The sequence below is a fragment of the Neisseria sp. P0019.S003 genome, from assembly GCF_051957115.1.
In the GTDB taxonomy this organism is placed as follows: domain Bacteria; phylum Pseudomonadota; class Gammaproteobacteria; order Burkholderiales; family Neisseriaceae; genus Neisseria; species Neisseria flavescens_D.
In genome coordinates, this window is the sequence record NZ_JBQCWT010000089.1 from 1 (window position 1) to 446 (window position 446).

At 47.3% G+C, this 446-nt stretch carries 1 protein-coding gene; it reads left to right on the forward strand.

Annotated features, from left to right (window positions below):
* Positions 1–38 precede the first annotated feature (38 nt).
* The coding region (locus tag ACTHTS_RS11230) for a ComEC/Rec2 family competence protein (protein ID WP_440370085.1) at positions 39–446 on the forward strand (408 nt) is incomplete at its 3' end.

Below are 446 nucleotides of genomic sequence, written 5' to 3' on the forward strand. Positions count from 1 at the left end.
TGGCTGGTGGTTTTGCCGTTGCTTTGTTTTATGCACTGTTGGCCGGTTCTTCCGTACCTACGCAACACAGTGTATTGATGTTGGCTGCGTTTGCGTGGGCATGGTGGCGCGGCAGTGGCGGCTCGGGCTGGACGGCATGTTGGCAGGCTTTGGCCGTTGTTTTGTTGTTGGACCCGTTGGCTGTATTGGGCGTGGGAGCTTGGCTGTCTTTCGGTTTGGTTGCTGCTTTGATTTGGGCTTCATCAGGCCGTCTGAAAGAGTCGGGCTGGCGTTTGGCTGTACTTTTCCCCTTTTCTGCTCCTTTCTTTTCTTTTTTCTTTCTTTTCTCTTTTTTTTCTTCTTTCCCTTTTCTCCTTCCTTTTTTTCCTTCGCTGGCTCTTCCTTTTTTTTCTTCGTTTTTTACTCCTTTTTCTTTTCTGTTTTCGTTTTTTCCTTTTTCCCTTTTT